General features: G+C 36.8%; 29 protein-coding genes. 3 read left to right on the plus strand and 26 right to left on the minus strand.

What is annotated here, in order from left to right; translation table 11 throughout:
- Window positions 1–32 precede the first annotated feature (32 nt).
- The 5 genes from J5J05_RS10485 to J5J05_RS10505 form a co-directional block, all read right to left on the minus strand.
- Window positions 33–428 carry a hypothetical protein gene (locus J5J05_RS10485; RefSeq protein ID WP_208560638.1) on the minus strand — a complete coding sequence of 132 codons (396 nt, stop codon included), beginning with the start codon at window positions 426–428 and terminating at the stop codon, window positions 33–35.
- A 43-nt stretch (window positions 429–471) separates the two neighbouring features.
- A complete protein-coding gene (locus J5J05_RS10490; protein ID WP_208560639.1) occupies window positions 472–1,077 on the minus strand; it encodes a hypothetical protein in 606 nt (201 codons plus the stop codon).
- A 16-nt stretch (window positions 1,078–1,093) separates the two neighbouring features.
- On the minus strand, window positions 1,094–1,474 hold the full coding sequence (locus J5J05_RS10495) for a hypothetical protein (RefSeq protein WP_208560640.1): 381 nt from the start codon (window positions 1,472–1,474) through the stop codon (window positions 1,094–1,096).
- Window positions 1,461–1,835: a hypothetical protein gene (locus J5J05_RS10500; protein WP_208560641.1), complete on the minus strand. Its 375-nt coding sequence runs from the start codon at window positions 1,833–1,835 to the stop codon at window positions 1,461–1,463. The genes J5J05_RS10495 and J5J05_RS10500 overlap by 14 nt, the downstream gene beginning before the upstream one ends.
- 379 nt (window positions 1,836–2,214) lie before the next feature.
- The gene (locus J5J05_RS10505; RefSeq protein WP_208560642.1) at window positions 2,215–2,634 is read right to left on the minus strand and encodes a DUF722 domain-containing protein; all 420 of its coding nucleotides are present in this window, start codon (window positions 2,632–2,634) and stop codon (window positions 2,215–2,217) included.
- A 289-nt stretch (window positions 2,635–2,923) separates the two neighbouring features.
- On the opposite strand from J5J05_RS10505, the gene J5J05_RS10510 reads away from it, so the two are divergent.
- Entirely contained in the window at window positions 2,924–3,541 is a 618-nt protein-coding gene (locus J5J05_RS10510) for a LexA family protein (protein ID WP_208560643.1), read from the plus strand.
- A 64-nt stretch (window positions 3,542–3,605) separates the two neighbouring features.
- Here the strand turns inward: J5J05_RS10510 and J5J05_RS10515 are convergent, their stop codons facing one another.
- The 8 genes from J5J05_RS10515 to J5J05_RS10550 form a co-directional block, all read right to left on the minus strand.
- Window positions 3,606–4,406, minus strand: coding sequence for a formate/nitrite transporter family protein (locus J5J05_RS10515; protein WP_208560644.1), 801 nt, complete (start codon window positions 4,404–4,406; stop codon window positions 3,606–3,608).
- Between the two features lie 332 nt (window positions 4,407–4,738).
- Window positions 4,739–5,521: a sunset domain-containing protein gene (locus tag J5J05_RS10520; protein WP_244244717.1), complete on the minus strand. Its 783-nt coding sequence runs from the start codon at window positions 5,519–5,521 to the stop codon at window positions 4,739–4,741.
- A 117-nt stretch (window positions 5,522–5,638) separates the two neighbouring features.
- Window positions 5,639–6,064 (minus strand): GNAT family N-acetyltransferase, encoded by a 426-nt coding sequence (locus J5J05_RS10525; RefSeq protein ID WP_208560645.1) that lies wholly within the window; start codon window positions 6,062–6,064, stop codon window positions 5,639–5,641.
- A gap of 160 nt (window positions 6,065–6,224) precedes the next feature.
- The gene (locus J5J05_RS10530) at window positions 6,225–6,662 is read right to left on the minus strand and encodes a VOC family protein (protein WP_208560646.1); all 438 of its coding nucleotides are present in this window, start codon (window positions 6,660–6,662) and stop codon (window positions 6,225–6,227) included.
- A gap of 349 nt (window positions 6,663–7,011) precedes the next feature.
- Window positions 7,012–8,082 (minus strand): WxLIP family cell surface protein, encoded by a 1,071-nt coding sequence (locus J5J05_RS10535; protein ID WP_208560647.1) that lies wholly within the window; start codon window positions 8,080–8,082, stop codon window positions 7,012–7,014.
- Window positions 8,083–8,166: 84 nt separating this feature from the next.
- The gene (locus J5J05_RS10540; protein ID WP_208560648.1) at window positions 8,167–8,994 is read right to left on the minus strand and encodes a WxL domain-containing protein; all 828 of its coding nucleotides are present in this window, start codon (window positions 8,992–8,994) and stop codon (window positions 8,167–8,169) included.
- A gap of 20 nt (window positions 8,995–9,014) precedes the next feature.
- Window positions 9,015–9,389, minus strand: coding sequence for an EF2685/EF0750 family sortase-dependent surface protein (locus J5J05_RS13065; protein ID WP_482809866.1), 375 nt, complete (start codon window positions 9,387–9,389; stop codon window positions 9,015–9,017).
- A 349-nt stretch (window positions 9,390–9,738) separates the two neighbouring features.
- Window positions 9,739–9,936, minus strand: a complete 198-nt coding sequence (locus J5J05_RS10550; protein ID WP_208560650.1) for a hypothetical protein — start codon at window positions 9,934–9,936, stop codon at window positions 9,739–9,741.
- A gap of 461 nt (window positions 9,937–10,397) precedes the next feature.
- On the opposite strand from J5J05_RS10550, the gene J5J05_RS10555 reads away from it, so the two are divergent.
- Window positions 10,398–10,805 (plus strand): hypothetical protein, encoded by a 408-nt coding sequence (locus J5J05_RS10555; protein ID WP_208560651.1) that lies wholly within the window; start codon window positions 10,398–10,400, stop codon window positions 10,803–10,805.
- 112 nt (window positions 10,806–10,917) lie between these two features.
- Window positions 10,918–11,436 (plus strand): hypothetical protein, encoded by a 519-nt coding sequence (locus tag J5J05_RS10560; protein WP_208560652.1) that lies wholly within the window; start codon window positions 10,918–10,920, stop codon window positions 11,434–11,436.
- A gap of 60 nt (window positions 11,437–11,496) precedes the next feature.
- Here the strand turns inward: J5J05_RS10560 and J5J05_RS10565 are convergent, their stop codons facing one another.
- The 13 genes from J5J05_RS10565 to J5J05_RS10625 all read right to left on the minus strand — a co-directional run bounded on the left by J5J05_RS10565 (window position 11,497) and on the right by J5J05_RS10625 (window position 23,497).
- Window positions 11,497–12,273, minus strand: a complete 777-nt coding sequence (locus J5J05_RS10565; RefSeq protein ID WP_208560653.1) for a Cof-type HAD-IIB family hydrolase — start codon at window positions 12,271–12,273, stop codon at window positions 11,497–11,499.
- Window positions 12,274–12,306: 33 nt separating this feature from the next.
- The gene (locus J5J05_RS10570; protein WP_208560654.1) at window positions 12,307–12,981 is read right to left on the minus strand and encodes a histidine phosphatase family protein; all 675 of its coding nucleotides are present in this window, start codon (window positions 12,979–12,981) and stop codon (window positions 12,307–12,309) included.
- A 149-nt stretch (window positions 12,982–13,130) separates the two neighbouring features.
- Entirely contained in the window at window positions 13,131–13,592 is a 462-nt protein-coding gene (gene smpB / locus J5J05_RS10575; RefSeq protein ID WP_208560655.1) for an SsrA-binding protein SmpB, read from the minus strand.
- Between the two features lie 26 nt (window positions 13,593–13,618).
- The gene (gene rnr, locus J5J05_RS10580; protein WP_208560656.1) at window positions 13,619–15,985 is read right to left on the minus strand and encodes a ribonuclease R; all 2,367 of its coding nucleotides are present in this window, start codon (window positions 15,983–15,985) and stop codon (window positions 13,619–13,621) included.
- Window positions 15,982–16,731: an alpha/beta hydrolase gene (locus tag J5J05_RS10585; RefSeq protein WP_208560657.1), complete on the minus strand. Its 750-nt coding sequence runs from the start codon at window positions 16,729–16,731 to the stop codon at window positions 15,982–15,984. The genes rnr and J5J05_RS10585 overlap by 4 nt, the downstream gene beginning before the upstream one ends.
- Before the next feature lie 196 nt (window positions 16,732–16,927).
- On the minus strand, window positions 16,928–17,158 hold the full coding sequence (gene secG / locus J5J05_RS10590) for a preprotein translocase subunit SecG (RefSeq protein ID WP_208560658.1): 231 nt from the start codon (window positions 17,156–17,158) through the stop codon (window positions 16,928–16,930).
- 115 nt (window positions 17,159–17,273) lie between these two features.
- Entirely contained in the window at window positions 17,274–18,095 is an 822-nt protein-coding gene (locus tag J5J05_RS10595) for a ZIP family metal transporter (RefSeq protein ID WP_208560668.1), read from the minus strand.
- Window positions 18,096–18,204: 109 nt separating this feature from the next.
- Entirely contained in the window at window positions 18,205–19,686 is a 1,482-nt protein-coding gene (locus J5J05_RS10600; RefSeq protein WP_208560659.1) for a TrkH family potassium uptake protein, read from the minus strand.
- A 5-nt stretch (window positions 19,687–19,691) separates the two neighbouring features.
- The gene (locus J5J05_RS10605; RefSeq protein WP_208560660.1) at window positions 19,692–20,354 is read right to left on the minus strand and encodes a potassium channel family protein; all 663 of its coding nucleotides are present in this window, start codon (window positions 20,352–20,354) and stop codon (window positions 19,692–19,694) included.
- Window positions 20,351–20,809 carry a potassium channel family protein gene (locus tag J5J05_RS10610; RefSeq protein ID WP_208560661.1) on the minus strand — a complete coding sequence of 153 codons (459 nt, stop codon included), beginning with the start codon at window positions 20,807–20,809 and terminating at the stop codon, window positions 20,351–20,353. Before J5J05_RS10610 ends, J5J05_RS10605 begins: the two co-directional genes overlap by 4 nt.
- Before the next feature lie 18 nt (window positions 20,810–20,827).
- Window positions 20,828–21,160 (minus strand): hypothetical protein, encoded by a 333-nt coding sequence (locus J5J05_RS10615; protein WP_208560662.1) that lies wholly within the window; start codon window positions 21,158–21,160, stop codon window positions 20,828–20,830.
- Between the two features lie 164 nt (window positions 21,161–21,324).
- A complete protein-coding gene (locus J5J05_RS10620; RefSeq protein WP_208560663.1) occupies window positions 21,325–22,023 on the minus strand; it encodes a response regulator in 699 nt (232 codons plus the stop codon).
- Window positions 22,007–23,497: a DUF4118 domain-containing protein gene (locus tag J5J05_RS10625; RefSeq protein ID WP_208560664.1), complete on the minus strand. Its 1,491-nt coding sequence runs from the start codon at window positions 23,495–23,497 to the stop codon at window positions 22,007–22,009. Before J5J05_RS10625 ends, J5J05_RS10620 begins: the two co-directional genes overlap by 17 nt.
- Window positions 23,498–23,737 lie beyond the last annotated feature (240 nt).

Below are 23,737 nucleotides of genomic sequence, written 5' to 3' on the forward strand. Positions count from 1 at the left end.
TTTGAACAAGAGATCTCTAAACTTGTTAAGTCCTATGCGATCAATTCCGATAGCGACTTGTATAATTCCTTCAAGTCGGGATGTTTGAAAAAATCTTTTAATAGACCTACATATCTTTTAAGTGGTAATGTCTCAATTTCTTCTACCGTAGTCCCTGTCAGTTCGGCTAAAAATACATTGATATCTTTTTTAGCCTTTGGAATTCTTTTAATAGCGAGTTTTGAAATTTCTAATAGAATTTCAAATCCTACTTCTCTATTTTCAACTTTGTCTTCTCCATTTGACTTCAATGAGTCTAAAATTTCTTGCTTTTTTTGCCCCGATAATAGGCTTTGAACAGGATCGATAAGATCCAATTTATTGACCAATTCGAGTACGACAAAAACGTCGTCCCCTCTTAATTCTCTAAGTGTTAAAGTAGCTTCCATTTACATTCATTCTCCTTTTTAATCGTTAATTGTATTTTTCTATTTAAATTTCGTTGGTTTGAGGTAATAAGATACGAACAGGTAATAATGATTCGCCTACTTTTTCAGGATTAGTTCGAGCAGAAAATGTCATCGTCATCGTATTATCGTTATTATCTTGTGGTTCAAATTCTAGACCTGAAGTACAGATAGCATAATCAAAGATAACAATGATTGGTAATTCAGATTTCCCATACGTACCAATATACGCAAGGTTTTTAATATAAGCACTCTCTTCAATTCTTGCATTAGGTCTGATTACGTCATATCCAACTGGGAATTCTAACCCGTCTGATGCTTCGTAGCTGGCCATTAGTGCAGCTTGAATATTTCCTCTCGTAAATTCAAGAATATTTAATTCAATCGTTCCTTCAGTTGCTTCGATAACGTCACCACCTACAACTGGTGTAGCCGTTACACCATCAATTTCCATATGTCTTAATGTGTTGACCAAAGATAAACTTGATCCACCACTGGATGCGCCGAATTCTTCGTATGTCCATTCGTTTTCAGCGTCCCACTCTAAGTTTCTTACTACTGCACCTGCATTTAAAAGAAAATGGTTATTTGATTTGTCAGTATATCCGTTTTTTGGTAATTTGCTTGTCATTTTTATTAGCTCCCTTTTAGTTGATTCTTCCTTTTATTTTGACTGATTTTTTTCTAAAGTCTGTTTGTGTTCTTTTTTCATGTTCTAAGATAATTGAATCCAGTTGGACTAGTGTCGTTGATTTTTCTAGTTCCAAGGTTCTATCATCTATCAATTTGATTAACTTACTTGTAATCAATTCACTTCTCTCATAACCAAGTTTCTTATCATCAAACACTTCTACATCTATTTCTATATTCTTTTTATAGATTTGATCAGAGTAAATGGCATAAGAGAAAACTAAATACGGATAGATTTCTTCTGTTCTAGTATTCTCAAGATAAAATACTTCTGAAATTGCTTCTTGAAATAATGTGTTCAATGAATGGATCAGGTCCACTGTATTAAGTGTTATCATAAATTGTTCTAACCACCTCAATAATGTTTCTCTCAGGTTGATTTAATCGACTCTCGCTAAATTGTTCGGGATAGGCTGTTTTAAAAGCAGCTATTTCTTTATCCCATTCACTAGCTTTTTCTTCTTTGAAAGTACGTGTGTTTCTCAATTTGTACAGTACGTATTCACTATCTCTTACACCTGCTTGAGAAAGTTTTTTTAATAAGCCATTCTCATTTTGTATTGCTTTTACTCTCTTTGATAATGCATTGTACTTTTCTTTGGGTACTGCATGACTAGGATAGGTCTTCTTGATTTCTTCTAGTATTAAATCAATATTTGATACGTTATAATCAGTTAAGATTTCTTCAATCCATTTCATCCGCTTACTCCTTTTACCTTTAATCGTTCACCTTATAAGGTCGGTTCCTATTTACGATCCCTCTTATACTTAGGGCTAAGTACGGTATCCTTTTATCGTCTTGATCCAGGACTAAACAAATAGTGTTTTGTAACTTGTAAACCAAGTCTAACATTTATTCACTTTTAAAAAGTAAGGTTAAAGTAGTGGGTTCTTATTTTATGATTCCACCGAAACTGTAACTATTCAAACTTCCCCCACATCACTCAAATGTCATCTTAAATACCACAATATAATATTAACATGGTTTTTTCGTTCAAAAGTAAGGTGTTAGTAATGTGTTAATTTAAAACTTAATAGTTGCGCTTCATTTTCATGCTTTACAACGCCTTCTTTCTATTCAAGTACGAATATCTACCATCCACGCTAACCGATTAGCTAATTCTTCTAACAGTTGTTTTCTAATAGCCATACACCATTTTTCGTGATAGCCAATTTCTTCAGAAATTTCTAACCAACTTGCTCTTTCCTTTTTCAAATATCGAAGTTCAATCAATTTATAATGAATCGGTTCTTGTTCTTCTAAAAAAAAGCCAATAGTCGCTTTTTGTCTTTTCATACGAATGAGTTCTCTATCGGTTTCCCACTTGATTACGAGATTCTCGGTTTGACTTTCTCTTTTTTTACTACTTTGTACTTTCTCTGTTCCGTACGCATATTGAGAAGAATATTCTAATGCAAGTTTTCTTTCTTCAATTTGGTGATCTATGCTGGCGTACTCTTGCAGTTTTTGTTCTACCCAACCATATATACCTTTCATTCAACTTTTTCTCCTTTCATCAACCAGCAATTGCTCGGATCAAACTTAACTTGATAGTAATTTGAATAATCATCAATACGTTTTACCGATTAAACCGGTATTCAGTTTAAATTTTTTTCTCTTTTCATTTTTCTATATCAGTTTCAAAACAACCTTACGAGATTAAACACATGATATACCGTTTATTCCGGTTAGTCAAATATATTTACTAATTTTTTTGATTATTTATTTTATTTTTTACGTTTTTTCCGGTATTATATACTTAACCTACACTTAAGGAGTACTTTCTATGGATATCAAAATAATCTTTTCAAAAAATCTAAATATGCTTATCAATAAAAAAAAGGTATCCGTAGCGGATGTGGCTAGGGATACTGGCATTGCTTATCAGACTGTCAGTGATTGGAGAAATGGAAAGTCTATGGCACGTAGCGGTGGTTTGCAGAAGCTTGCTGAATATTTTTCGGTTAATGTCTCAGATCTTACTTCTGATAAACCTAGTAATATCGTACCTGTTACTGAACTTGTCAAAATTCCTATCTTAGGGATCATTGCTTGTGGTGATCCTATTACTGCGATAGAAAATATTGCAGAATACCGTTCAGTGCCCAAAGAAAATCTTCCTTCAGGAGACCTCTTCTTTTTAGAAGCTGCTGGAGATAGTATGGAACCTAAAATCCCCAATGGTGCTTATGTCCTTTGTCGTAAACAAGAAGAAGTTGAAAATGGTGAAATTGCTGCCGTTTTGGTAAATGGCGAAGAAGAAACCACATTGAAGAAAGTGATCAAACAAGGAGAAACTGTCTTACTTCAGGCCATCAACGAGAAGTATGCTCCCTATGTCGTTACAAAAGAAAATCCAGCAAGAATCGTTGGGAAAGCAATCAAAGTAGAAATTGAATTATAACGACTCCAAAAACTAAAAAGCATCAATCCCAATAAGTGGATTGATGCTTTTTGTTGTTTCATCATTAATCTAGGTAAACATGATCGCCTTTGTTCAACCATGAATAGGCAAGGCCGATGACTAGACCGCCACCTACAAAGTTTCCTAATGCTGCAAACAGTAAGTTGATTTCAACAGCTGTTGCTGTCATTCCTTCAATTGCTCCGCCAGATGCAAAGAAAGCTAATGGGAATGATGAAAAGTTCGCGATAACGTGCTCAAAGCCTAAGAAAGCAAAAATAAAGATAATGAATATCATTGCTATCACTTTTCCTGCATCGTCTTTCATACGTATCGTACAGTACACAGCAGTATTAACTATAACATTCGCAAAGATTCCTTCAGTAAAAATTTGTAGTGGTGTTTTAGCAAGCTTCCCTTCAATCGCTGTAAAAAGAAAATGGTCTGAAGGTAAATTTTGAAAAGTAGAAGTCAATGATACTAAGTAGCTTGCAAGAACGCCACCAATCAAATTAAACAATAAGCAGGCAAACAAGATCGTTAATGCTTTTTTAATTGTCAGCATTTTACGATGCACACCTACTGTTGCATACATCATATTCGAGGTTCCTAATTCTGCATTCATGTAAATGATCATCACTAGTGACCAACTGAACATAAATGAATAAAGAAATTTACCAGATCCATGTGCTATTTTTTCTGCGTACTGCCCTGTAATCACAGCAATCGCTGTTCCTAAAGTTAAAAATAGCGTGGCTAACATAGCTCTGACTAAATAACGTGTTGTACTTTTTTCAAATAATTGCTTTTTCTTTTCGATACTTGATTCTATCGAATAAAATAATCCATGATAATTGGCATCCATTGTATCCCATCCCCTTGTTAACTATTTCACTATGCGATTATTCTACCACCAATGAAAGGATTTGAAAATGGCTTTTTCATTCATTTTCAAAAGAATACGTTTCCATTTAATAAATATCATACTTTTGACTTATATTCCTTTTTTGAACTTAAATGCACACCTTTTTTTACTTTTACTCTTTTACTAATGAAGGATCAACATTAAAAAGCGGATCGTTCACACTATCACGAAACATTTTCAAATCACATTCAGATGATTCTTGCAATAAAAAACAGAAGCTAGTAGTTTTACTCTAACTTCTGTGGTCGATCATATGCGGCTTTTACTTTCGATTATTTCGCTGGTCTATATCCAGCTTTTAAGGCTTGAGCTTCTGTTGTAAACATCGCTTTTGGTTTAGTCGTTGATTTGTAATATTGGCTATTTGGTATATGATAGATTTTATTGCTCGAACCTTTGATCAAACCTTTACCTTTACGATCAACATATTTTTTATTTCCATCTCTAAACACATTGTTCACTGTACCCGGCGCTTTACTTCCTTTTTTCACTAGTTTCATTTCAATGCCCTCTAACCTAAAATTCAGGCCTAAAGTGCCAGCAGGTTCACCATTTTTAGCCCAACCTTGCCATCCGAATGTTTCTGAATAAACACGGTAGTATACGTCATACTTTTTCTCCATTTGTCCAGTTAACTTGACCTTGATTGCTTCTAGTCGCTTAGATTCACCTTGTGTTCCGCTTAATTGGCCATTGGACTTCCAACCCATCCATCCTTTAGATTGTACGTAAGTTTGATAGGTAATGCCTCCCGTAACTGCTGGATTCGTTAGGTCAATTTTTATTGCTTCTACTCTTTTGCCCTTACCAAGCATTCCAGAAGTCTTACCATTATTTACTTTTGACTGCCAGCCCTTTGACTGCATTAAAGTTGAATAGTTGATTTTCATCGGTTCTTTTACTTTTGTACTCGTAGCTGTTTGTTTTACTTTAGCTGTAGTAGGTTTTGTTGTTACGGTTGTTGCTGCTTGTACGTCCATCGGGCTACTTATATATCCGTTTAACCCAAAGGATAATAATAAAGCAGTCATGACACTGATCATTCGTTTTTTCATTCGCTATCCTCTTTTCTTCTTTAAGAAGAGCATAGCATATGGAATCGTTTTATCCACTCCAAATTGTGAACGAAAATTGTTTTATCTAATTGATTTCAATCTACTTCAAGGATTTTCTTATGTTAAACGTTTATTGAAATAATATTTTGTGACACCTTTCATCGGCATATCTTCTAAAGTAGCATAGACTTTGAAACCAGCTTTCTTATAGAAATCAACAGCTTGGTAACTTCTAGTCGTCAACGTCAGCTGAATGATAGCCATTTCTCTAGCTATTCGTTCCACCTCTTCTAGTAACTGACTACCAATAGATTGCCCTCTATAAGTGCTTTTAACTGCCAGTAAGGACACATGCATATTTTGGTATTCTATCTTTGCTACAATACCGCCAGTAATTTCATCTCTTTCATCGTATGCACCGATAGCAATTTCCTCGGACGTAAACTCAGGTGATTTTTCAAAATAGTACTGATTTTGTTCTGAAAAGATTGAATCAATCGTTTCTTTTATTTCCGCTAATTCAACTTTTTTTAAACTAACCATCCCTATATCTCCTTTATATACATTATCGTTATACTGCTTATAACACAAAAAAGAGTACCCTAGGCACTCAATCTTGTTTTTATTTGACTGTTCTAAATCAAAGTCATAAGAGTTGGATAAGCGATTAACCGTAATCTTTCAATAGAGACTTCTAGGAATATCATGACTGAATCATTAGCATATCTTGATCATCAAATTCCCAAGAATCAGCATAAGCTACTTCCCAGTAGTAACCGTCTAAATCTTTAAAGTAGCCACTATAACCTCCCCAGAAAACTGTCTCCGGTTTTTTAACGATTTCACCGCCCAATGATTCCGCCAGCAACATCAGCTCATCAACTTCATGCTTTTCTTTTGTATTCATTGCAAAAGTGATACCGTTAAAGACTGATCTATCCGTTTTTAGCGATTCATTTTTATCAATATCTTTTACTAGTTCATCTAGGGGAAATAATTCTAATTTAGTTCCTTCGTTATCGAAAAAAATAATTGGTGGATTCGCTGTGTCGTCATAACACTTAAACCCTAATCCTTTATAAAAAGCTCTAGATTTAACAATATCTGTGACACCTAGTGTGATTAAATTGATTCGATTCATGCTAGTCTCCATTCTGTCGTAGTTTTAATAATGACTGCTGCTTTTCCCTTTACTCCACTTCTTATTATCTATATTTGAAGTATATCAGTCTATCTCATAATCGCTACGATTCACACTTAAGGATAAATACAGCAATTTCCAAATGCACTAAAGTAAAAAAGGTAAGTTATATAATCCTACCTAACTTTCTCTGGAGCTTTTATAAGTATTATTTTTCAGTTTACCTCTATCATCGGCACCCCTCTAGTCAAAACTATTTCAAGAACTGAACTCAACTACTTCTTAGCATAGTTAGTTTCTTCTGAATATATTACTTATTTCTGCTACTAATCATCATATTTTCTATTTTTTATTTAGTTTCTTTTCTGGATTTGTTTTTTTGATAGACCAGATAGATAATAATTGCAATTAAAATAACCATTAGACTAATCGACCCTATCATCCACCAATTGATACTCGTATCGATGGTTACATCTTCTCGGTTAAATGTCTGCGCCTCATCTGCTTTAATCATGAAGTTTCGTTCCCAACTCCATTCGTCTTCTCCAGATATTGCTTTTAACTTCAAAACATAATCACCTGCTTGAAAACGATCTCCTTCTAGTGAGATTGGGAAGTTAAAATGTGAATTTGGAGCCATCTGCATCTGTTCTTCACTAGCTTCATATAAAACTTCCTCTTCTCCAACTCGTTGTACCGTCGCCTCAACTGCTAAACGGTTTACGAATGTGGGTGTAAAGTTTTGAATCGTTGCACTGATTACATTGCGATAGTTTAGTTGATCCGCAAACACGTCTATTAAATCAAGATCTCCTTGAACGTAATCTCGACTATTGCTGACAACAACACCAATCACATAAGCAAATTCGTTATTGATTGAGACACCCTCTTGGCTTTCCGTTTCTTTTTCTTGTTCCTCTTTTACTTCCGCAATTCTTAAGCCACCTGCTAGAATCCCTTCAATGGTTTCACTAGGCATCTTCAATTCCAAGGTAACTGTTTTAGCTTCATCCCCAGCTAACTCAATCACTTCAGATGGTTCAATCAATGTATCCAACGAGTAAGTTAAAGTAGTCTCTGATTCGATCGCATCTTTACCGTACTCAACAACTCCATGAACATTTGTAAAAGCTGTATGTGGTGTTACTTGCAATTTGACGAGCTCGCTACTAGCATTTTGGACTTTCACAGAAAGGGTTTCTGTCTCGCCAGGATTAAGGTTTAAGTCAAAATACCCATTCGAGTTTTCTAGCTGACTTTCAGGCAAATTGGGTGTGACATGAAATTTCAGCATATCTCCTTCTGCTTGGCTACTGCTTGAAAATAGGAGGATGGAAAAAACCGCAATAATTACTGGAAAAAGCAACCATTGCTTAAAAATTCTTATACCATCTAATAAATAGTGCTGTTTTACATTCATCTTATTACTCCTTTAAGTTGAAAAAGGTAACGCTACAGTTTCCTTAGCGCTACCCTTTTTAACTAACATTTATTAATCGTTTTATTAATCTGGTAGTACTTCTCCATTTTCGTCTACAGTTGTGACTAATTCCCAAGAAAGCGTTGAAGTATAGGTTGCAGCATCTTTCGCTGTAGATCCCGGAACAGATACTTGAATTGCTTTATTTTCTACAGTATCGATACTTGCATCTTCAAACTGTCTACCTAAATCTGCTTGATCTCCCCATACGACTGAAGAAACACCGGCACCTTTACCTGTTTCTGCTTCCATAATTTTAACTGATCCAGCACCTGGAATTAATTCTATTGTGCCAATTTTTGTATTAGGCGCATTTTCTTGGTTATTTCCTTCATATTGAATACGTCCGTCATTCAGCGTTACTTGCGCACCATTCAGTACACCATTTTGTGTTCCTGATGTAAAATTAGTTAAACTCACTTTCAAATTCCATCCTGCATTATTTCCTCGTGTATCTGACACTTGTGCAAAACTGACATAAGGGATCTCCGTTGTACCATCTGGTCTAGCTTCCATTAATTCAGCCATTTCCGCAATCATGTTATACGTTTGATCTTCATTGGAGATGACTTGTGAACCGAAATCCATCGTCACTGCTTTTATAATTGATAACGGTCCTGTCGTTCCTGTAACTTCAGGGTTAATCACGATATCTTCTGGTCCAGGTTGTCCAGGCTCACCCGGCTCGCCTGGTTCTGGTGGTGTAACGATTAATTCTTCATCTGTTCCCGGAACAAATTCAATTTGTCCATCCGTTTCTACTTCTCTTACTTCTTGAGCAGATGCGTTTATGCCACTTAGTAGCATTGTTGAAGATAATGCTGTAATAGCTGCTAGTTTGATATAATTCATTATAATAATACTCTCCTTTTCTAAATTCGCCTATTTTTAGTGCCCATTCTGTCTTCTTTGAAGCTTCTATACAATATTACTAATGAAAAAATGACCAAGATCATACCAATCCATATCCAATATTTATAGTCACTGGAACTTGTTTGTGGCAATTTACCACTTGGTATATTCGCGGGGGTAAAAGATGTTGGAGGTAATGGTATAGCGCCTGTTGGTGGCGCTGGATTCGGATCATTCACTGATACATATGGACCACCAGTGAATGTAATGGATCCTTCTGTTTCTGTCGACCTTAATTCTGCTCCTTCTGTTTGGTAAATAGGTATGTATATGAGACCTATGACAGTAAGCAGTTGCAGAAAAACTAAAAAAATTTTTATTCTTTTCCCATATATTACTCCCTCCTTTTTGTTTCATTCCTAGGAAGTGAATAAAGTTGATCGTTTATCAAGAGGCACACTTTAACGCATTATTTATGATTAGCTGAAGATGATCGTAATATCAGTTTGCCTTTCGATAGCGATGATATCACTAAAATATATTTTTCTCTCACATACCTAAGACATACTATATCAAAGGAAAAAAAATTTAAATAATCACTTTTTTCTCTTCTTAATGACAGGACACTCTTAATATCCAAAGATACTGACTAGCAAAAATTAGTCATCCAATAAAAAAAGCGAAAACAGTACTGTGTTTAACAGGACTATTTCCACCTTTTTAAAAGATATTCATTAAATTCAATTATTCTGCGCCTACTTTTTTCGCATACTGTATTAGTTTTTTAGAAATTTTGTCATCAATTTCATTCAATCCTGACAAACCTTGTTTCAAGGTTATCAAAGTATTTTGATCAATTGCAGTATTTGAAGCGATTTCTAAAAGTGAGAGGCCACTTTGTTCTAGTAACCATCTAACCAAAATACCATCCGATTTTCTCAATTACTTGAACTCCTTTATCTCATTCTACCGAAATAACTATAGGATATTTTAATATAAAATGCAATCTTATTTTTTGAATCATTTTTATTTTACTTTCATCCTCTTTGGGCATTGCTTTTTCTTTTACTTATTAAGTATAATGTCAATAAAATAGCTTCTTTGATTGTAGTCTACTTTTTTTGAGAATCATCCACTGGGCGCTACAATCAAGTATGGAGCTATTAAAAAAATGTTTCAAAGAAATAAGACCAACCGAAAGAGGAGAATTAATATGGGGATGACTATATTCGTTTTTTTTGCCAGTGGTATCAGCTATTATCTTGTTAAAAAATACAATAATTCTTAATGATTAGCTAGAGGATAATTCCTCTAGCTTTTTTTTCGATGATTACAACTTGACTTATCGAACGAATGTTCTTATTATATAATCAAGAACATACATTCGGAAAAGGTGATTAAATATGGTTGAAGAAGTACGAATTTTAAATCCAGACAAATTAGGTTATAAAGATCGTGGAAAAATGAAATGGCTAGGAATGATGCTTTCAGATCACACCGAGGCGTTAAAAAAAATTAAAGCAGAGGAACAACAACAAGATATCCAGCCTAAAGCAGAAATGACGATAGAAGAAATCTCTGCAATATTATACGAAGCTTACCTTACTAAATCGCCTGTATCTATACAGGCAAATGTACTAAGAAATGGTCAGTTTTATCCCGATGTCCACTGCTTAGTGTTGGGCTATTTAGGAGAAAAAATCATCTTACAATTAAAAGATGAGCGCATCAAAAGAATAGAAATCACTTTAATTCGACATATCGAGATGTATAACAAACTAAAATGGCATAATAAAAGGATTACCGCTTAACTAGTCAATAAGCGTTCTCAGTCCTTCATGTGCAAGTCTTTGTCTCACCTGGGTTTGGTGTGCGTTACTGATAGGTTAATGCTATAATGAAAGCGAAAAGGAGGTGCGATAAATGAATTTTGATCAAATGCGCATATTGGATAGTTTATTAAAGGAATTCAATACGTTGATTGATGAAGATCCTGAACTAAAAGATAGTGATGTCAAAAAATACAAATTACTTTTCGAAATGGATCGTGAGCTCTATTCAGCTGACTTTATTATCTATGATCGAGAAAGTGACTCATTCAAATTGAGATATATGACACCGACGAGTCTTCGTTTCGTTTCAGCACTACGACCGGATAACGATTTTACTGAAGAATTCTTCAAAAGTTACCGCCTCAGCAAAGAAGATTTTAGAAACTTACTTAAAACACCTGATATGCTATTACTAGCCTTAATTGATGTTGTTAAAAAATTACATCCTTCACTTTTCCGTAAAGATAGGCTACAGAATGGTGAAAACATCGTGTATAATTTGCAAGGATTTCATAACGATTTTGCACTAGATTTTCTATTATGTACGAGTAAAGAATTTTTCCCTGTTTCTCTTGTAGAAGAAGATGAAGAACCCACTCCAATGAACTAAAAAATGCACAGTCCATTTTCGCTGATTGATCTAATCAGCAAAATAGACTGTGCATTTTTATTAAATGAGATTAAAGTGCTTCAATCCGTCAACAATACCGCCATTTGTATTACTTTTAGCGACATAATCGGCTAATGCTTTAACCTCTTTGGTTCCATTTTCCATCGCTACGCTAAAATCAGCTGCTTTAAGCATCTCGATATCATTTGGTCCATCTCCAAATGCATAAGTGGGTACACCTTCAAAGCCCATTTTTTCGACGATTTTCTGGATTCCCATTGCTTTAGAGTTTTCTTTCAGAATCGTATCGATCGAATAGGGAGAATTTCGGTATAAAGAGAGCTCTGGGAATTTCTCAAGAAAGACATCATCTACGCTCGTATTTTGTGTAAACAACAGCACCATTAAGATATCTTTTTCTTCATAATAAGATTCATCTACTTCAGGTGCATCTGTATGAATAAAGCGATAGGCTTCAACCGCATTTTCATCTTTTCTCGTTAACTTAAAGCCTTCTTTGCTGTAGTACGCAACGGTTATGTCTTGCGCTTCTACTTCTGTCTGGATGCGATCAAGAAGGTCTTGGTCAAAGATGCCTTCATAAATTTCTTGGCATTCGAACTGGATGTAATGACCATTTAAAGAAATAAAAGAATCAATCGCCGTCTCTTCTAATACATGCTCGACTTGTAGGTGACTACGACCAGTAGCGATAAATGGTATACCGCCATTATCTTTAAGTTTAGCCAGCGCATCGATCACATCTTGGTCTAATTGTGATTGTTCATTTAATAGTGTTCCATCTAAATCAAAAAACACAAGTGACTTTGGTTTCAAACATTCCGCCTCAAATCTTCAGTTTTGTTGTGATTAGTCTTTAAAATGTGATACATCATTGTAGCGATCCAAATGATATTTACCTTCATGGTAACTGGCTACAGAAACACTTGCATTCAATAAAGACTTCGTGTCTGTCAAATCAGGAATCAGATTCTGTAAGATATAACGAATCGTCCCACCGTGTGCAACTAACAAAATTCTTTCACCAGTGTCACGGTGTTTATCAATTAATTTTAATAGACCTTGTTCAACACGTGTCCAAAACATCATGAAATCTTCAGCATCGTGATAAGGGTCAACCTCTCTAAATGCATTCATTCGCTCAGGAATATCTGTATGCAAGAACATGTCACGAGAAGTTTCATAGCCCATATGTTTAGCAACATTCCCCCAAGCCTCAGAACCAAACATGCCTTCATAAGAACCGAAAAAGACTTCTCTAAATTCTGGCATCTTGACCATGTCTAATTTATCTGCTTGACCATTCTCTTCAAGAATAATCCCCGCAGTATCTTGAGTACGTGTTAAATCGCTCGTATAGACTGCATCAAATTTCACTTCGCTTAATCCGCGTCCACAGCGACGAACATCCACTATCCCATTATCAGTCAGTGGTGCATTACTCCATCCTTGCATGCGTCCATAATGGTTTAAATATGTTTCTCCATGACGAACAAAATAGATCTCAACGCCTTTAGTAGCCATCTGTTTATATTGCCCCTTCCAAAATAATCTCTTCTTCTTTATTGTAACAGACTTACAATATCGATGCGAAGAGAATGAAAACAAACTTATGTCTTGTCCCCAATAAAGAGAACACCTCACCTGAGTAACATTCAAGTGAGGTGTTCGGATTAACGATACTCTTTCATTGCACGGTCAACTTGTCGTTTTTGATCCTTGCGTTTAATCGATTCTCGTTTATCGTATTGTTTCTTCCCTTTTGCTAATCCGATCAATACTTTAGCGTATCCATTACGAATATAGACTTTCAAAGGAACGATCGTAACGCCGCCTTGTTTAATATCTCCAACGAACTGATCGATTTGTTTTTTCTTCAATAATAACTTACGCGTTCTAACAGGGTCATGGTTAAACTGGTTCCCTTGTTCAAATGGCGCGATATGGACATTGTAAAGCCACATTTCACCATTACGAATACCAGCATAACCATCTTTTAAATTGATTCTACCCGCACGGATAGACTTGATTTCCGTACCGTTCAAGACGATGCCGGCTTCTACCGTATCGAGTATACTATATTCATATCTTGCTTTCCTATTTTGAGCAATCAGCTTGCCTTCACCTTTAGGCACCTGTATCACCCTCCTTTTGTTTACGACTAACCTTTACGTTTTCCACTTCGTTTTTTCTTAGTCGTTCTTTTCTGTGACGATTGCTTATTGCGATCCGTTTGTTGGCTTCGTTTAGTCGATCGATTTCGACCGTTACCATTACTTTTTTGATTCCCTTTATTTCCATGGTTACGCTTCGCTTGTTTCAGCTTTTCACCTTCAGGTAAATCAGCCAATTCAAAGTCGATTTGGTATCCCTCTAAATTAGCGGCTGTTAATTTAACTTTGACTGGTTCACCAATCTTGAATATTCTACCAGTACGACGGCCAACTAGAATCAAACCACGTTCATTGAATTCATAGTAATCATCGTCCATTTTTGAGATATGGACAAGTCCTTCTACAGTATTCTCTAATTGAACAAACATCCCAAAATTCGTCACTGACGTCACGATACCTTCGAATTCTTCTCCAATTTTTCCAGCCATAAATTCTGTTTTCTTCAATTCATCTGTTTCACGCTCTGCATCGACTGCACGACGCTCTGTTTTAGAACTGTGTTCAGCGATTTCTGGCAATCGTTTTTCCCAGCGTTTACGTGCTTTTTGATCTTTACCTACTTCGTCATAAAAATGAATCAGACGGTGAAGGATTAAATCAGGATAACGGCGAATAGGAGAAGTAAAGTGAGAATAATATTCTGCAGCTAATCCATAATGTCCAATAGGATCTACGTCATATTTTGCTTGTTGCATAGATCTTAACATCAACATACTGACAACTGTTTCCTCTGGCTTACCTTTTACTTCATTCATGACTGCTTGAAGGTCTAAAGGCGATACGCTATCTTTTGTTCCTTTAACATTTATCCCAAAGCTTGAAACGAATTCCAAGAAACGTTGCATTTTTGCTTCATCTGGACGTGCATGGATTCTGTAAAGGATCGGTAAGGATTGTTTTGCGTAATATTCTGAGACCGTTTCATTAGCTGCGAGCATGAATGATTCAATCAAGCGCTCCCCAACACCACGTTCACGGACCAAAATATCGACAGGCATACCTTCAGGATCAACTTCGATTTTTGCTTCTCTTGTGTCAAAGTCGATTGAACCACGGTTTTCTCTCTTTTTCTCTAAGATATGGTGTAATTCACCCATCTTCTCGAATAGATCAACCAAGTCTGCATGTTCTTCCAACGTTTCAGGATTTTTATCTGTCAAAATCTCATTCACTGCCGTATAGGTCATTCTACGGAATGAGCGAATCACACTTGGGAAAACATCATAACTGACAACATCTCCAGATTGATCGATTTCCATCTCACAACTTAATGTCAAACGGTCAACGTTTGGATGTAAGGAACAAATACCGTTAGATAGACGCTGTGGCAACATCGGAATCACGCGGTCTGTCAGATAGACGCTTGTACCGCGTTCGAAAGCTTCTTGATCCATTGGGCTATCTTCTTTTACGTAATGAGAAACATCTGCGATATGCACACCTAGATGGAAGTTTCCATTAGGTAGTTTTTTCACAACGACTGCATCATCCAAATCTTTGGCGTCGGCGCCATCGATCGTTATAATGACTTCATCCCGTAAATCTTTTCGGCCTTTTAGATCTTCTGGTGCAATTTGATCAGGGACAGCTTCCGCTTCTTTGATAACTTCATCAGGAAATTCTGATGGAATATCGTACTTGTTGACGATCGTTAAGATCTCAATGCCTGGTTCATCTTTGTGTCCAATCGTGCGTATGATAAATCCAACCATATCTTCTTCGCTACTTCTTGGATATTTTAAGATTTCTGCTTGAACGATGCTACCTTCGACAGGACGGATGCCTTTGTCTGTGATTTGCATCTTCATGCTTGGAATTTTTTTGCTTTGTGTTTTGATATATCCGAACAAGCCGCTATTTGCCACTTCATCATCTGTATAGGCATGAAACTCTCCTATTAGTGTTGTCGTTGCACGTTCAACAACTTCAAGCACTTTCCCTACGGGGCCTTTGCCTTTCCAAGGAATAGCTTCTTTTGTGACCTCGATCGTTACCAGATCGCCATTCAATGCAGAATTTGTTTCACTTGGTGGAATAAAGATATCTTCTTCAAATTCTTCTAGAGGAACGAATCCAAATCCTCTGTCTGTTCCACTGAAAACCCCTTGCATGACCGGTTCAGCATCTCTCAACTTGAATTTTCCATCTTGGGTTAAGACGATTCGGCCTTCTCTTTCTAATTCAGCGATCGCATTGATCATTTTTTTAAATGCTTTTGAGCCTGTGCTATCTAGTCCTTGACTGATGTCACTGACCTCGACACTTGGTTTTTCTTGTTCTCCTACAAACTGAAGAATACGGTCTTTCAGTTGTTCTAATGCTTCTTTTTGTTCTTCACTTAATTCTTTACTCATGTATTCCCTCCATCCCATTCTAATGTGGATAAGAATGTTAATAAATCGATTTGTAACTGTTTTCCATATTGCCCTGTGGTGATCACGTGTGGGGCATCTTCGTACCAATGAAAGTCCACTGTTGCATTAGTTAAGATATCTCTATATTCACCAGACTGATGTGGATTGATCATCTCATCTGCCCCTCCTTGGGCGATAAAGATCATTCCCGTTTGACTTGGATAGTGTGGCACCATCGTTTTAACGAAGGCATTCAATCCATTCAAAATATTTTCTAGTTTCGGTTCAGCCGCTGTTTTCAGTCCTGCAATCTGTTCTCTTGAAAATCCAGCAGCTGTTTTTACTTGTTCATACCAAATCATAAAATTATCGGGTACTTTATTTTTACCGTTATCCATTACTGGTGATGAAAAAGTACCTGCTGCTTTTACATTTTTTGTCAGCATCAAATGTGTCGCCACGATTCCGCCCAATGATAAGCCGAAAGTTGCGATTTCATCATAGCCTTTATTTTTTAAGAACGCATAAGCTGCTTCGCCATCTTTTTTCCAATCTTCGATACCGTAGTTGAAAATATCATCTGGATCTTCTGTACCATGTCCAGATAAGGTAGGCGCGTAGACTGTATAGTCTGCTCTCTCCAAAGCTCGCGCTAAACTTCTCATATCATTCGGGGTACTCGTAAACGCGTGAAATAAAATCACTGCGCGCGGTCCCTTCTCAAAAAAAAACGTTCTATCTCTCATTTCGTTCACTCCTTAACTCTATACCTACATTTTACCTTACTTCGAGAGAATTTAATACCGAAATAGACCTGCGGTACTCAACGCCTCATTCTTTTAAAGGACAATAAAAAGGAGCATTCCATTTGTACATCCCACAAGCCGAGACTTCAGCTGGGGTACTCTTGGATCTGCTCCTTGATCAGTTTTATTATATACATTAAAAGAATCGTGTTATTGCTAATGCAAGAATGAAGAATAATGCGATACAAACAATTGTTGTCTTGATCAGAACCGCTTCGAATCCTCTTGCTTTTTGTTTCCCAAACAATTGGCTTGCGCCACCTAGGAATGCATTGGAAGCACTTTGTGTTTTAGTTGGCTGCATTGCCACTACGATTATAATAAATATTGATAATACGAGCATAAATCCTACTAAAAAATCATACATCTCGGAATTGACCTCCCATTTATAAGTCTCTCACCAATTAATATAGCACAAACATGCCAATATTGCCAGTGCTGATTAGGAAGGATTCCCCGTTTTAAAACTCGTATGATCAATGCTACCCTAGTGCCACATCTAGTATCATCATGATGACAAAACCTACCATCAATGCTAATGTCGCACTGTCATTGTTCCCATTTGTTTGTGATTCTGGAATCAGTTCTTCTACAACAACAAATATCATCGCCCCTGCTGCAAAAGCAAGTGCATACGGTAAAATCGCTGAAATAGAAATAACTGCGATCGCACCAATGACTGCTGCGATCGGTTCAACGATGGCAGATAATTGACCGATATTAAAGGCTCTTAATCGACTACTCCCCGCTGCTCGAATCGGCATGGATAAAGCTGATCCTTCTGGAATATTTTGAATCCCGATACCCAATGCAAGTCCAACTGCACTAAGAAAGGCGTCTCCATTTGCTACACCTGCTACGGTTGCACCAAATGCTACACCAACAGATAATCCTTCTGGAATATTGTGGATCGTGATCGCTAAGAAAAGTAATAGATTTTTAGAAGCCTTTGTTTTTGGTCCTTCTTTATTTTCTTCTGGCTGATTTAAATGTAAATGTGGGATCACAACATCGATCAGTCGTAAGAAAAATCCACCTACCATAAATCCGACGGCGGCTGGAAAGAATGACCAAACACCATAGCCACTTTCTTCTGCATTCGTGATGGCTGGTGCTAAGAGTGACCAAAAGGATGCAGCAATCATTACACCTGCAGCAAATCCATTCATAATATCTAAAAATTTTCGGTTGATATCTTTAAAAAGAAAGACAAAGGCTGATCCAAATATCGTACAGCTCCATGTAAATAAACCAGCAATAAGTGCTTGTAAGACGGGATGAAAGGTACTAAATGTTTCTAAAATATTAATGTCCCCTTTTTACTCTAAAATAGAAAGAACTCTATTAAAAAGTATAACGGATGTTTCAATAAAAGCAACTATTCTACATTCATCTCATCGCCTTTGTGATCCGTCAATCGTGAAGCTTAGCAGCAGCAAGTTTATTCTTGATGTGATTGAATCCTGAATACATACCGATTAGGACTATAAAGATTTCTAGCCTTCCTAAAATCATGCCAATCATTTGTACGATCAATGTGCCATTATTCGTTTGTGGTCCTGTTAGCCCGATAGATAAGCCTACGGTGCCTAAGGATGAAGCAAATTCAAATAATGAATCTGTCAGTGATGCGCCTGAAGTCAGGGTGATGAGTAAGCCACCTGTTAACAGAATGAGTCCGTAAAGCGTCATAAAACCTGCTGTGTCTGTTACGATATCGTGATCAATTTCTTGTTTTCCTTGAGCCGTTTCATAGTAGGCAGTATCCACTCTTCTTGTAGATGACACGCGCTTTTTGATATTCATCCCTAAAATACGAAACATCAAATAGACTCTAGTTAACTTGAGTCCTCCAGCGGTAGATCCTAAGCCACCACCAATGACCATCACCAAAATCATGATACCCACTCCAGCTGCTGGCCACTGGTCATAAGTCGTCGTAGAAAATCCTGACGTCGAGAGCGCTGATACTAAGTTGAAAATTGCTTGTCTAGCACTTTCTCCTACACTTTGATAGACGTTCATCATCAAAACACCGGTTAATACTGGTAGAGAAAATAGTAAAAGTACGAGTAAAAATCTGATTTCGCTCACTTTAAATACTCGACCAATCTTTCCTCTTGTCAGTAGTAAAAGAACAGCAAAGTTGGTTGTGCCAATGATCATCAGCAAGATCGTGATTGCTTCTATTTCTATGCTATCGTATGCACCGATACTATTTACCTCAGTTGAAAATCCACCTGTTGATAAAGCAGACATCGCATGAAGTAGACTATCTAATATCGGCATCCCAAAGGCGATATAAAGACTGGTCCCAATCACTAAAAATAAACTGTACATTTTAAAAATGACTTGGGCTGTCGTTTTGATATTGGGCATCAACCGATCCGTATGGCCTTCAGCGTGGTATAAACTCATCGATTCTTTTCCTTGTATCAAAAGGATCATCATCAACATGAACCCCAGTCCACCACAAAACTGCATGAAACTTCTATAAAACAAAAAAATCGCTGGTGTGATACTAACATCCATCACAGATAACCCTGTCGTTGTCCATCCACTGATAGACTCATACACACCTTGTATGAAGGTCAGTTGACCAGAAAGTACAAACGGTATTGCGCCGATCAGAAAACCATAAGCCCAAGCGAATAGCACCGTTAAACTACCTTGTTGCGCAGTGTACTGAAAATCCGTTATACGATCGTATGACTGCATCCGTTTCCCAACCATTCCACCAAAAAAAATCGAAAGTAGTCCCGGAATGAAGAATGATATGCTATACATCATCTCTTGCGGATAAAAAGGTAGTACAACCAATGGTATAAGGAGTAAGCCTCCAATAATCATCATCAGTTTTCCAATTGTATGATACTGCTTAAATACTTTCTGCATACCCTTTACGCCCCTGTCAATTCTTTTATTGCTTTTTCTTTTTTATCAGAAGAAATCAAAATCAGCTCATCTCCAGACTGAATTTTTGTCTGTCCATCTGGAACCATGCTTTCTTCATTTCTTAAAATACACCCTATAATGACTTCTTTTGGTAGATTGATATCTTGTAATCTTTTCCCCACCGTTTTAGCCATTTTAGGAATTTTGATTTCTGCAATACTAATTCTTCCTTGACCTACTGGGATAATTGTCGTAATTTCGTTGATCAACGCTTGCTGTTCGACAATACTTGTGATCGCATTAATTGCTGATACAACTGAATCTACACCCATCGAATAGAAAAAGTTTATTTTTTTCGGATCATCAATCAAAGATACTGTTTTTTCAACACCAAATTTTTTCTTACAAAGTTCGCAAATCACTAAATTGGTTTCATCTTTTTGGGTTAACGCAATAGCTATGTCTACGGTGTGTATCTGTGCCTCTTCCAAGACAAATGGCTTTGTGCCATCTCCAAAGATGACATTCAATTTAGGTATCTCGGCTAACTTCTTGCAATGCTCATAATGATGATTGATTGCTGTTACTTCGTACCCTTTTTTTATTAGAGATTGACTGAGTGAGATGACTTTATTATATCCACCGACTAGCAGTATGTGCTTTTTCAATGTATTTCAGCCCCTATCTGTTTTTGTGTTGCTAACATTCTGGTAATCTCATTGACCGATAAGATAGCGGGGTATATCAGCTGGATGTCGAAGTCTTCATAGACAGACTTTCTTTCAGGATCGTAGAGTCTTGAGATAACTTGTTTTTTATTGAAAAGTACTTTTGCTAGTTGAGAAATCATAATATTAGTATTATCTTCATCAGTCACCACAATGACGACCGCAGCTTTTTCTATTTGCGCTTCAGTCAATACACTCAAATTTGTTGCATCTCCAGTGATCGTCATCCCTCCAAACGAAGGGGCTAACTTTCTAAATGCTGATTTCGTTTTATCGATGATCACAACGTCTTCTCCTCTTTCGGACAAATCGTTGGCCAGATTAGCACCTAATCGTCCTGCTCCGATAACTAAATATTGTCGCTGTTTTTCATCTGTTGTACTAAATAGTTTCATCGTCATTCTCCTCAATCATTAGTCTAATTCGGTACAATCTTCTTCAAAATAGGCTGGTTTTTTCGATGAGCTGAACTCACCATATCGGTAAAGATTATACCTTACCGGTTTATAGGTTGATTCAAGCGCATTGCCTGCACGGTAGTGACACATGGCACCATGCTTATTTCCTTCTTTTTCCAACAAAATGCCGTATAGGTTGTGTGGATGTGGTGCGTGTGGATACAACATCATTGCATTTCTGATAAGTGATTCTGCTTCCTCAAACGCTTGATGCTCGAGGTTGTCTTTCACTTGTTGGCTTAACATGTCTAGTTCCAAGCGTTCGTTTATCGTTAATAGTTGCTTCATGTGCGTTTCCTCCTGTTACACTTCAGCTCTTGTATGTTACTTAGTTTAGCGTATTCGCTGTGAGCATGGTGTGAGGAAGCGACTTCTACCGTGAGGATACTGTGAGTCAAAAAAACCACTGAAGATTAGAGGGGTCCCTAACTTCAGTGGTCTATCATTTAACTTTATTTTTCAATCATCCGGTAGCCTACGCCAATCTCAGTAATAATATACTCAGGCTGAGCAGGATTCTTTTCTATTTTCCTTCTAAGTCCAGCCATCATCGTTCTCAATGCTTGCGTGTCAGAGCCATATCCCTTGCCCCATATTTCATTTATAATGGTATTTGTTGTGAGTACTTTGCCGATATTCTTAAAAAATAATGCAAGTAAATCATACTCCATAGGGGTAATATGTATAGGTTCTTCAGCCAAATAAACTAATCTTTTGACATAATCAATTTTCAAATCACCTATTTTGCTTTCAGTCTGTATCTTTACAGAACTTGCTCGATAATAATGCCTAAAACCAACTCGGATGCGTGCAAGTAGTTCAGTAGCAGAAAAAGGTTTGGTTAAATAATCATCCGCTCCGGCATCTAACACTTCCGCTTTTCCTTTATCCTCGCTCCTAGCAGAAACTACAATGATCGGGACTTCTGACCATTCTCTTAACCTTTTGATGATCTCTACCCCATCTACATCTGGCAAGCCTAAATCAAGAATGACCATATCGACCGTTTCCGAGACGAGTAGATTCATGGCTTCCTGACCATTTTCCGCTACTACATATCCAATTTTTTCATTGTCTAAAATATAACGTAAGAAGTTGCGGATCTGTGCATCATCTTCCACAATCAAAATGGTTTCATTCAGATAACTCATTGCTAATCTCCTTTAAAGGTAAAGTAAAAATAAACGCTGCGCCCGTTTGTTGTTTTCGGTTGTGAGCAGCAATCGTGCCGCCATGTATGACAATGGCCGTTTCACAAATCGTCAATCCCAAGCCTATTCTATTTTTGGAGTCGATTGGTTTATCGCCAATGGTATGGAAAGGTTTAAAAATAGTTTCCAATTCAGCTGTTGGGATACCTTTTCCATTGTCGGCGATTGTAATCTGTACAAAATCTTCATTGATCAGTTTCACATCGATTTCTATTACTAACTGATCAGTTGCATGTTTAATGGCATTCTCCAATAAATTGATGAAGACTTGTAAGATCAACTTCACATCTACAACGACAACGATCAGCTTTTCAGGCATTGACACTTGAATGGTCGTTTCTGGAAAGCGTTTGGTCGTGATTCGAATGGCTTCTTCAAGAATTTCTTCTAAGGCTTGTTGTTCAAACGTTAATGACAGTCTACCATTCTGTAACCGAGTTAAACTCAATACATTTTCAACCAGTGAATGCAGCCAGAGAATATCTTCTTGAATCGTTTTAATCATCTTATATCTAGAATCATCGATCGGTGTCGCGTTGATCAGCATCTCAGAAGTTGCACGCATTCCTGATAAGGGCGTTCTTAAATCGTGAGATATGCCTCTCAGCAAATGACTTCGCTGACGCTCTAACTTTGTTTCTTTATTTGATTCCTCTTTTTGATAAGCAAATAAAATTCTTTCCATTGCGAGTGCTGTATTCTCGATCATAGATATGATTGTTCGTTTCTGCAATTCAGATAAACGATCGACCTCATCACTTTCAATGATGACTTGACCAAGTATCTCTTCTCTTCCTTTGATCGTCCAAAAGGTATGTGCATCTTTTACTTGGTAAAAATCATCTATTGATTCATTAGTGGCTTGAAAGCGTTGATTCTCAAAATCTTTGCTCATTACCTTGGTTCCAAGAAGGTTTCGATGTTCATCAAAATAAAGACAGTAAGCATCCATATGAAAGGCTTCTTGGATTGCTTCCTCTAAAACAACTGCTACCTTAGAGAGTTCAATTGTATTCGTCAGGCGGCTAGTTAGTCTGTATAGTGTCTGCGTTTCTCGCTCCTTTTCTTGAGCTCTCAAGGTATTTTGTTGAATACTTGAAGTCAACGTACTCGTAATGATCGCTGTTGCTGTCATAGTGATAAAGGTGAGGATGTAACTCGAATTATCGACAGCTAGGGTATAATAAGGCTTTGTAAATAAATAGTTAAACAACAACGTTGATATAATACTCGCGCTGATTCCATAGGTATATCCTGATGTTATACGGGAGATGATCACAACGGAAAGTAAATAAATGATCACAATATTCGTTTCTGGAAAACCAAACCGCTCGAATAGTATACCAAGACAAGAGGTTAAAACTAAGATGAAAAAGACAGTGATCAATGGTGTAACAGGTGCTTTTCTTTTCATTTTATTCAGCTGTTCCTTCCCGTTGCCGTTCTGTTCTAGTCAGACATATTTTATATCATGTAAGTAGTGATTGCACTCTTTTTTTGAAAGGTTACTGATTAAAAAAGGTTCTATAATATATGACGTTGGTAAGAAATCACTAGTATCTTTTTTCTATGATTAAATTAGAAAACAAGTGAGTTCTCCTGTAGAATGATAGTCGCCTAAAACCAAACATTCATAGGGGGAACTCACTTGCTT

It is taken from the genome of Marinilactibacillus kalidii (assembly GCF_017599325.1).
Classification (GTDB): domain Bacteria; phylum Bacillota; class Bacilli; order Lactobacillales; family Carnobacteriaceae_A; genus Marinilactibacillus; species Marinilactibacillus kalidii.

Bases quoted from the DNA above. Each gene is read 5' to 3' on its own strand.
- J5J05_RS10485 (WP_208560638.1), bottom strand. From the start codon at position 428: ATGGAAGCTACTTTAACACTTAGAGAATTAAGAGGGGACGACGTTTTT.
- J5J05_RS10490 (WP_208560639.1), bottom strand. From the start codon at position 1,077: ATGACAAGCAAATTACCAAAAAACGGATATACTGACAAATCAAATAAC.
- J5J05_RS10495 (WP_208560640.1), bottom strand. From the start codon at position 1,474: ATGATAACACTTAATACAGTGGACCTGATCCATTCATTGAACACATTA.
- J5J05_RS10500 (WP_208560641.1), bottom strand. From the start codon at position 1,835: ATGAAATGGATTGAAGAAATCTTAACTGATTATAACGTATCAAATATT.
- J5J05_RS10505 (WP_208560642.1), bottom strand. From the start codon at position 2,634: ATGAAAGGTATATATGGTTGGGTAGAACAAAAACTGCAAGAGTACGCC.
- J5J05_RS10510 (WP_208560643.1), top strand. From the start codon at position 2,924: ATGGATATCAAAATAATCTTTTCAAAAAATCTAAATATGCTTATCAAT.
- J5J05_RS10515 (WP_208560644.1), bottom strand. From the start codon at position 4,406: ATGGATGCCAATTATCATGGATTATTTTATTCGATAGAATCAAGTATC.
- J5J05_RS10520 (WP_244244717.1), bottom strand. From the start codon at position 5,521: ATGAAAAAACGAATGATCAGTGTCATGACTGCTTTATTATTATCCTTT.
- J5J05_RS10525 (WP_208560645.1), bottom strand. From the start codon at position 6,064: ATGGTTAGTTTAAAAAAAGTTGAATTAGCGGAAATAAAAGAAACGATT.
- J5J05_RS10530 (WP_208560646.1), bottom strand. From the start codon at position 6,662: ATGAATCGAATCAATTTAATCACACTAGGTGTCACAGATATTGTTAAA.
- J5J05_RS10535 (WP_208560647.1), bottom strand. From the start codon at position 8,082: ATGAATGTAAAACAGCACTATTTATTAGATGGTATAAGAATTTTTAAG.
- J5J05_RS10540 (WP_208560648.1), bottom strand. From the start codon at position 8,994: ATGAATTATATCAAACTAGCAGCTATTACAGCATTATCTTCAACAATG.
- J5J05_RS10555 (WP_208560651.1), top strand. From the start codon at position 10,398: ATGGTTGAAGAAGTACGAATTTTAAATCCAGACAAATTAGGTTATAAA.
- J5J05_RS10560 (WP_208560652.1), top strand. From the start codon at position 10,918: ATGAATTTTGATCAAATGCGCATATTGGATAGTTTATTAAAGGAATTC.
- J5J05_RS10570 (WP_208560654.1), bottom strand. From the start codon at position 12,981: ATGGCTACTAAAGGCGTTGAGATCTATTTTGTTCGTCATGGAGAAACA.
- rnr (WP_208560656.1), bottom strand. From the start codon at position 15,985: ATGAGTAAAGAATTAAGTGAAGAACAAAAAGAAGCATTAGAACAACTG.
- J5J05_RS10585 (WP_208560657.1), bottom strand. From the start codon at position 16,731: ATGAGAGATAGAACGTTTTTTTTTGAGAAGGGACCGCGCGCAGTGATT.
- secG (WP_208560658.1), bottom strand. From the start codon at position 17,158: ATGTATGATTTTTTAGTAGGATTTATGCTCGTATTATCAATATTTATT.
- J5J05_RS10600 (WP_208560659.1), bottom strand. From the start codon at position 19,686: ATGCAGAAAGTATTTAAGCAGTATCATACAATTGGAAAACTGATGATG.
- J5J05_RS10610 (WP_208560661.1), bottom strand. From the start codon at position 20,809: ATGAAACTATTTAGTACAACAGATGAAAAACAGCGACAATATTTAGTT.
- J5J05_RS10615 (WP_208560662.1), bottom strand. From the start codon at position 21,160: ATGAAGCAACTATTAACGATAAACGAACGCTTGGAACTAGACATGTTA.
- J5J05_RS10620 (WP_208560663.1), bottom strand. From the start codon at position 22,023: ATGAGTTATCTGAATGAAACCATTTTGATTGTGGAAGATGATGCACAG.
- J5J05_RS10625 (WP_208560664.1), bottom strand. From the start codon at position 23,497: ATGAAAAGAAAAGCACCTGTTACACCATTGATCACTGTCTTTTTCATC.